The 7,348-nt window shown below is 69.3% G+C and carries 8 protein-coding genes and 1 pseudogene; 2 read left to right on the plus strand and 7 right to left on the minus strand.

The window, feature by feature from the left end:
* Nucleotides 1–32: 32 nt before the first annotated feature.
* The 5 genes from ACWDX9_RS09745 to ACWDX9_RS09765 form a co-directional block, all read right to left on the minus strand.
* Complete coding sequence (locus tag ACWDX9_RS09745; protein WP_350729270.1) at nucleotides 33–1,325, minus strand: HD-GYP domain-containing protein; 1,293 nt, start codon at nucleotides 1,323–1,325, stop codon at nucleotides 33–35.
* Nucleotides 1,322–2,671 (minus strand): HD-GYP domain-containing protein, encoded by a 1,350-nt coding sequence (locus tag ACWDX9_RS09750; protein ID WP_363976654.1) that lies wholly within the window; start codon nucleotides 2,669–2,671, stop codon nucleotides 1,322–1,324. The genes ACWDX9_RS09745 and ACWDX9_RS09750 overlap by 4 nt, the downstream gene beginning before the upstream one ends.
* Before the next feature lie 225 nt (nucleotides 2,672–2,896).
* Nucleotides 2,897–3,838 carry an NAD-dependent epimerase/dehydratase family protein gene (locus ACWDX9_RS09755; protein WP_449951179.1) on the minus strand — a complete coding sequence of 314 codons (942 nt, stop codon included), beginning with the start codon at nucleotides 3,836–3,838 and terminating at the stop codon, nucleotides 2,897–2,899.
* 9 nt (nucleotides 3,839–3,847) lie between these two features.
* A complete protein-coding gene (gene rsrA, locus ACWDX9_RS09760) occupies nucleotides 3,848–4,075 on the minus strand; it encodes a mycothiol system anti-sigma-R factor (RefSeq protein ID WP_449951182.1) in 228 nt (75 codons plus the stop codon).
* A gap of 35 nt (nucleotides 4,076–4,110) precedes the next feature.
* Nucleotides 4,111–4,716 (minus strand): sigma-70 family RNA polymerase sigma factor, encoded by a 606-nt coding sequence (locus ACWDX9_RS09765; RefSeq protein WP_173526616.1) that lies wholly within the window; start codon nucleotides 4,714–4,716, stop codon nucleotides 4,111–4,113.
* Between the two features lie 234 nt (nucleotides 4,717–4,950).
* Here ACWDX9_RS09765 and ACWDX9_RS09770 point away from each other — a divergent pair, with 234 nt between their 5' ends.
* The gene (locus ACWDX9_RS09770) at nucleotides 4,951–5,691 is read left to right on the plus strand and encodes a class I SAM-dependent methyltransferase (RefSeq protein WP_357750681.1); all 741 of its coding nucleotides are present in this window, start codon (nucleotides 4,951–4,953) and stop codon (nucleotides 5,689–5,691) included.
* A 61-nt stretch (nucleotides 5,692–5,752) separates the two neighbouring features.
* On the opposite strand, the gene ACWDX9_RS09775 is transcribed toward ACWDX9_RS09770, so the two are convergent.
* Nucleotides 5,753–6,085, minus strand: coding sequence for a TraR/DksA family transcriptional regulator (locus ACWDX9_RS09775; RefSeq protein ID WP_350729262.1), 333 nt, complete (start codon nucleotides 6,083–6,085; stop codon nucleotides 5,753–5,755).
* A gap of 154 nt (nucleotides 6,086–6,239) precedes the next feature.
* Nucleotides 6,240–6,986 (minus strand): SOS response-associated peptidase, encoded by a 747-nt coding sequence (locus ACWDX9_RS09780; RefSeq protein ID WP_350729260.1) that lies wholly within the window; start codon nucleotides 6,984–6,986, stop codon nucleotides 6,240–6,242.
* Nucleotides 6,987–7,171: 185 nt separating this feature from the next.
* Between ACWDX9_RS09780 and ACWDX9_RS09785 the strand changes: the two are divergent.
* Nucleotides 7,172–7,348: pseudogene (locus ACWDX9_RS09785) on the plus strand (3-phosphoshikimate 1-carboxyvinyltransferase); the annotation flags it as partial.

The raw sequence follows: 7,348 nt of genomic DNA on the forward strand, positions 1-7,348 counted from the left end.
TGATCTGTAGGAACCCCACAATTCCGTACGGGCTAGACCCGCCCGCGGTCGATCACCCGGGTGAGCGCCTCGATCGCGTGGGGATCGTACGCGCTGCCCGACGACAGCCGGATGCGCTCCAGCGCGGCCCCCGCGCGGTCGCGGTCGGTCGAGGGCCCCACCAGGTCGTCGTAGGCGTTGGCGACCTTGATGATGCGGCTCGACAGGGGCGGGTCGTCGGTGATCGGATCGCACTGGCGCCGCACCACGTCGGCGACCCGGTCGAGCACACCGGTCTGCCTGATCACCTCGGCACCCAGCTCGGCGATGCGCCGCGCCTGGTCGGGCTCGGTGAGGACGGTGGCGCCGCCGGGGATCGGGTCACGCAGCGAGAGCTGGCCGATGTCGTGCATCAGCGAGGCGTACTCCAGCTCCAGCAGCTCGGGCTCGGACATGCCCAGCTCTCTGCCGATCGCCACGGCCAGGCGGCTCACCCGGCGCGAATGGCCGGGCTCGACGTAGCCGCCGACCTCCGTGACCCGCGACAGCGCGCGTACGGTCTGCAGGTAGGTGGCGCGGATCCCGGCGTACTTCCTGAAGGCCACCTGCGTGACCAGCAGCGGCGCCGCGAACACCAGCAGCGCCACCAGGTCCATGCTGTGCGTGGCCAGCGCGAGCAGCACGCCCGACGAGGCGACGGCCGCGCCCAGCGGGAAGGCCATGTTGACCTCGTCGCGCACGGCCACCCGGAACGAGGTGCGCAGCCGCTCGGCCCGCAGCAGCGCGGCGATCAGCACGTCGATCAGCAGGGTGATCGCGATGAGCGTGACCATCACCGCGAGCGCCGGCCACCAGGTGCTGGTCGGCGGCTTGGTCAGCAGGTAGAGCGGGTCGGCCAGCGGCCGGAACGCGAAGGCCAGCAGCGCGCCGGTGAGCAGCCGCCGCGCCATCGCGTCCAGCCGCGGCGGGCGGCCGACCGCCAGGTGCGGGAGCGCGCCGGCCGCCATGCCGACCGCGATCACGGCGACCACTTGCAGGGCCGAGTGGCGCAGCGGGTTTTGACTGAGGTCGAGCAGCAGCGTGTAGCCCAGCGCGGCGGCGGCGCCGATGGGCGCGACCTCCCTGTTGCCCGGCATGGTGAGCCTGGCCAGCTCGCCGACCGCGATCAGCGCCCCGAACCCGACCGCGATCTCCGTGCGATCGAGCCCGACGGCCGCGGTGTGGGCGACGCCGGCGATCGCGACCAGCCCCGCCGCGCAGATGAGCAGCAGCTGGCCGGAGTCGAGCCGGCGGAAGACCGTGTTCGCAGAGCGTTCTGCGCGCCTCGGGCGCTCCGTGGTGATCATTGGCCGGTCACGACCTCGATGGGCATGGTCGGGTCGTCGTGGTCCTTGATCGGGGTCTCGTCGGGCGGCGGCGCCTCGACCTTGCGCGGCGGCTGCCACGGCTCCCGGTCGAGCACCCGGATGAAGGCCGCGACCATGACGGGGTCGAAGTGGGTGCCCGCGGTCTTGCGCAGCTCCTCGAGCGCCTCCGGGACGGGCCTGGCGCCCCGGTAGGAGCGGTCTGAGGTCATCGAGTCGAACGCGTCGGCCACCGCGATGACCTTGGCGAACTCGGGGATCTCGTCACCGGCCAGCCCCATCGGGTAGCCGGTGCCGTCGTGGCGCTCGTGGTGGTGCATGATCCCGGCGTAGGCCTCGTCGAGGAAGCCGATGCCGCGTACGATCTCCAGGCCCCGCATGGGGTGGAGCTGGATCGCGGCGAACTCCTCCTCGGTGAGCGGCCCGTCCTTCTGCAGCACCTTGGTGGGCACGCCGAGCTTGCCCACGTCGTGCAGCATGCCCGCGTAGCGGATGGCCCGTACGCGCTCGGGGCCCATGCCGATCTCCTGCGCGATCATGGAGGAGGCGAGCGAGACCCGCGTGCAGTGGCCCCGCGTGTAGTAGTCCTTGGTCTCGACGGCCTGGCAGAGCGCGGCGATCGTGGCGTCGTACGAGCGCTGCTGCGCGTGATACTGGCCGAACGCCCACCGCGCCACGAACAGCGGCAGCAGCACCAGCACGGCCGAGATCGACTGCACGGTCGCCCAGAGCCCGGCCACCAGCAGCCCGAACGTGCCGTACCCGAGATAGGACAGCAGGAACTGGGCCATGCCGCGCAGCGGCACCTCCGTGGCCCGCACCCGCGTGGCCAGCCCGATCATGGTCAGCGTGAGCACGATGTTGAGCGGCACGAAGACCGCCATGGCGGCGGCGTAGGGGCCGATGAGATCGTCGAAGGCGTTGACCTGGGGCACGCCGACCTGACCGTGGAGCGCCTCGTAGACCCACCCGGACACGTAGCCGCAGATGGCGAACTGCGCCCCGTTGAACAGCCGCTTGATCAGCGGCAGCCCGGGCCGCACGCTCACCATCGCGGTCAGCCCCACCAGCGCCGCGCCGTCGGGCCCGATCAGCACCACCGCCGCCAGCGAGGCGGAGAAGCTGACCGACACCGCGAACTGCTCCACGTTGAGCAGCGTCGGCATCGACTCGCACACCAGGAACAGCAGGGCGAGCACGAGAAGGACGTCGAGGTCCTCCGGGGCCACGGGAGCCCCGGAGACCATGACGCTGCGCACCATGAGAGCGACCGCCGCGCCGATCACGGCGACCAGATAGACCCTTGCAGGCCACGGCAGATCACGCATTGCGGCCCCCTACGGACATCAGGTCCAGGACACCCCTGGGGGAAGCGCTCCCCCAGCGATCAGCATGACCACCGGAGTGAGCATGACGACGGCCGTGAGCAGTCGGGCGACCATAGACTTGAACATCCACATGCCTCCACGTCGAGTTCTGGGGTTCAACGCTACAGAAGACGACGTCGCCGCATGGCCGGAGTCGGAAATCGCAAGCAAAGCGTAATCAAGCCACTACTTCACGCGACGATTTCGGGCCCATTCGACGGTTTTCTTCACACCTGTCGGCAGGTCCGTACGCGGCTGCCAGCCGAGCCCTTCGTGGGCCGGCACCGGATCGACCGCCATCGCGGGCAGGTCGCCCACGCGCGGCGGCGCGAACCCGGGCTTGTCCTGAGCGCCCGCCGCGTCGGCGATGAGCGAGTGGAGGCGGCGGTCGGTGGTCTGGATGCCGGTGCCGAGGTTGAACCTCTGGCCGTCGCCGCGCTGCCCCAGCGCCTGGACGAAGCCGTCGACCACGTCCTCGACGTAGATGTAGTCGCGGGTCTGGGTGCCGTCGCCGTAGACGACCGTGGGCGTGCCGCTGAGCAGCGCGTCGGTGAAGATCGACACCACGCCCGCCTCGCCTTCGGGCGACTGGCGCGGGCCGTAGACGTTGGAGAGCACCAGAGTGGTGTATTCGATGCCGTGGAGCGCGCGGAAAGCGGCGAGGTACGTCTCGCCGCTCAGCTTCGACGCGGCGTACGGCGAGCGCGGGTCGGTGGGCGCGTCGCCGGGCACGGGGATCGTGCCGGGCCTGCCGTAGACGGCCACGGACGAGGCGAACAGCACCTTGCGGGCCCGCCCTTCGTGGGCCGCGGCGAGCACGGACGCGGTGCCCTCGACGTTGATCCGGGCGTCGCGCCTGGGCTCTGCCACGCTCTTGCGCACGCTGATCTGCGCGGCCAGATGGCAGACGACCTCCGGCTGCAGCTCCGCGACCAGGCCGGTCAGCGCGGGGTCGAGCACGTCGAGCACGTGCAGCCGGAAGTGATCGCTGGAGGCGGCCCCTGCCAGGTTCTCCCTGGACCCCGATGACAGGTCGTCGACGACGTCGACCTCATGCCCCTCGACGAGGAGGCGATCGACGAGATTGGACCCGATGAACCCGGCACCCCCGGTGACCAACACGCGCATGGGGGAATCCTAGTCGGCCAGCTCCGCTCTGACCTGTGCGATGCGGGCGAGCACTTTGGAGCGCAGATCGCCGGGGACCGGGTCGCAGCCGCAGTGCTTGTGCACGAGCGCCTTGATCGCCTTGTCCAGGTCGTATTCCTGGAGGCACGGGCTGCATTCGTCGAGATGCACGCGGATCTCGACGATGTCGGTCTCGGTCAGCTCGCCGTCGAGATAGGCGTAGACCTTGTCGAGCACTTCGCGACAGTCGGTGTCATGCGGGTTGCCACAGCTCATTTCGATCCCTCCGCCGGGACCAGACCCCGCTCACGAGCATAGTCCTCAAGGAGGCCCCGGAGCTGCCTGCGTCCTCTGTGCAGCCTCGACATCACGGTGCCGATCGGAGTGCCCATGATGTCGGCGATCTCTTTATAGGGGAAGCCCTCGACGTCGGCCAGGTAGACCGCGATCCTGAACTCCTCCGGCAGCGCCGCAAGCGCCTGCTTGATGTCGCCGTCGGGCAGATGCTCGAGCGCCTCGACCTCGGCCGACTTCAGCCCGCTCGAGGTGTGCGACTCCGCCCGCGCGAGCTGCCAGTCCTCGATCTCCTCCGTGCCGGACTGCTTCGGCTCACGCTGCTTCTTGCGGTAGCTGTTGATGAACGTGTTCGTCAGGATCCGGTAGAGCCACGCCTTGAGGTTGGTGCCCTCCTGGAACTGGTGGAACGACGCGAACGCCTTGGCGAAGGTCTCCTGCAGCAGGTCCTCCGCGTCCGCGGGATTCCGGGTCATCCGGAGCGCGGCGGAGTAGAGCTGCTCGAGATACGGCATGACGTCGCGCTCGAATCGCTCGCTTCGCTGCTCCAGCGTCTCCGCGCCTGTCGCGGGCACCGGACCCACCCCCCTAAGATCACCGGTGGCCAGCTGTTGCGGAACACCGTACTCAGGGGAGGATACCCGCTGGCCGGTGCCTTGCCGGTCAGTGGGGAGGGGTCTTGCCATAGTGAGCATGCTCGTCGCAACACGCCCGCGCACTTGTCTGTTCCCGCAAGATAGAAGGTACGAAGGACCCGGTGCGGGGAACGTCCATACGTACCGGCTGGTAGCCCTTTACCCGGAACTCAGGAGTCGCGTGTGCTGCCCATTCCGGCCGAGGAACTGAACGGCTCAGGGACGCTTGGGCCGTACTGGACCTTCTACCGCGCCGTCGCCGCCGAACAACTCAACCGCTGGCTCCCCGGCCAGCCCTCCGTCGTCCTCGATCTCTCCGGCGGCCGCGGGCGTTGGTCCGGCCAGGTGGCCAGGGCAGGGCACAAGGTGATCGAGGTGCTCGACTTCCGCCGCACCGTCGACGGGCGGTCCGGTCTGCGGGACGCCGACCGGGTCCGGCACGTACGCGCCGACGATCTGGCGTTCCTGCCGGACGCGAGCGTGGACGCCGTGCTCGCCGAGGAACGCGTGATGTCGATCGAGCTGATGGCCGAGTCGGCGATGAGCGACGTGGCCAGGGTCCTGCGGCCCGGCGGGCGGGCGCTGGTGTGCGTCGACTCGCTGGTGCTGGGCATGGCGATCCTGGCCGAGCAGGAGCAGTGGCAGCACCTGCGGCAGACCGGCGAGGTCATGCTCGTGCCGTGGCCGGACGGCAGCATCACGCGGTGCTTCAGCAGCGGGCAGCTGCGCGAGCTGCTGATGGGCGCCGGGCTCGAGGTGGAGTGGATGCGGCCGCGCACGGTGCTGTCCCCGTCCACGGTCGACCACGTGCTCGGGGCCGACGCCCGCGCGCTCAACTACCTGGTCCGTACGGAGCTGGAGGCCCATCCGGACGACGACGACACGGTCGGCATCCATCTGGTCGCCAGCTGCCGCAAAAGCTGATTCCGCCTGGCTGTAGAGAGGTGTGCCGCCGTTCTTCGTGTCCGGCGGCATCCCGGCTCGCTCAGCGGCGCCGCTCCCGCTTCCCCTGGCACTGCACGCACCGCGCGGCCTCCGGACGGGCCTCCAGCCGCCCTTCCGGCACCGGCTTGGCGCAGTCGAGGCACCGGCCGTACACGCCTTGTTCCAGGCGCTTGATGGCCTCGACCACGGCGCGCCGCTGAGATGTGGCCACGGTCAGCATGGCCTGGGCCCGATCGGCGTCGGTCAGGTCAGAACCCGCGTCGGCCGCCGAGTGCTCGCGTACGGCGACGGGGTCGCCCTGGAGGACCCCGATCGATCGGTCCAGTTCCGCGAGCATGTCTTCCAGCCGCTCACGAGCGGTCGTGACGTCCACGAATCCGCACCTCCGGGTGAATCACGGCAACCCGCGGCTAGGACTCCCCGGTTGTCCCGCCCGGTGCAATTAGGGGCATTTATGGCGGTGACACCGAGTAAACGGATGCATCGCTTTCCTCACCGGATGCCCACTTACCGTGCTTCTTACACCTTTAGAAAAGTGCGGTTTCCTCCTCTTCCGGTAGAGGTTTGATGAGGTCCGGGCCATTGTTTCTGACGTTGTTGACGTCCGTGGAGACCGGATACGCCGTGAGCCGCCCCTGCTCGGCGGGCACCAGCAGCCGCGTGGCCTGCCCGACGTCGGTGACCTTGGGGTCGAGCCACTCGGCCCAGCGTTCGCGCTCGATCATCATGGGCATCCTGTCGTGGATGCGGCCGAGCTCGTCCTCGGCGTCCGTGGTGATGACGGTGCAGGTCACCAGCCATTTGAGGGGATCGTCATCGGCCCGGGACGGGTCTTTCCAGAACTCGTACAGGCCCGCCATCGCCAACACCCCGCCGTCCTCGGGATGGATGAAGTACGGCTGTTTCTTTTTCTTCTCGCCTTCGACCGGCATCCATTCGAAATAGCCGTCGGCCGGAAGCAGGCACCTGCGCTTGGCGAACGCCTGGCGGAACGACGGCTTCTCGGCCACCGTCTCGATCCTGGCGTTGATCAGCCGTGACCCGATCGACGGATCCTTCGCCCAGGCGGGCACCAGGCCCCACTTCACGACCCTGAGCTGCCGCACCGCCCGCTGGGCCTCCTTGGGGACCCGGCTCAGCACGGCGTAGACGTTCTTGGTCGGCGCGACGTTGTAGTCGGCCCCGAGCTCCGTGTCGGGGTCGCCGTCCTGCTCGACCTCGAACTCCTCGAGCAACTCGTGTTTCTTGCGCGCCGACGCGTATCTACCGCACATAACCCCACACTGCCATGTACGGGACGGCTTTCGCTCACCTGCCCGCCTCGGGGCGTCTATGGAAACAGGAGGCCCACTCCCGCCGGCACACCTGATGACCGACGTTGTCCACAGGCGCGACGGCACGCTCGCCCGCCGTCCACAGGCTGTGACCCTCGCCCTACCACTCCCAGTACTCTTTGACCATGCCCGCTCCGACCACGCCCACGCCGACCACGCCGCACTGGCCCGCGCCCACGGCGACCTCTCCGGTCACCGCCACCGTCCCGCTGCCCGGCTCCAAGTCGGTGACCAACCGCGCGCTCGTCCTGGCCGCGCTCGCCGACGGCCCCGGCGTCGTGCGCCGGGCGCTGCGCAGCCGC

It is taken from the genome of Nonomuraea sp. NPDC003201, assembly GCF_053590415.1.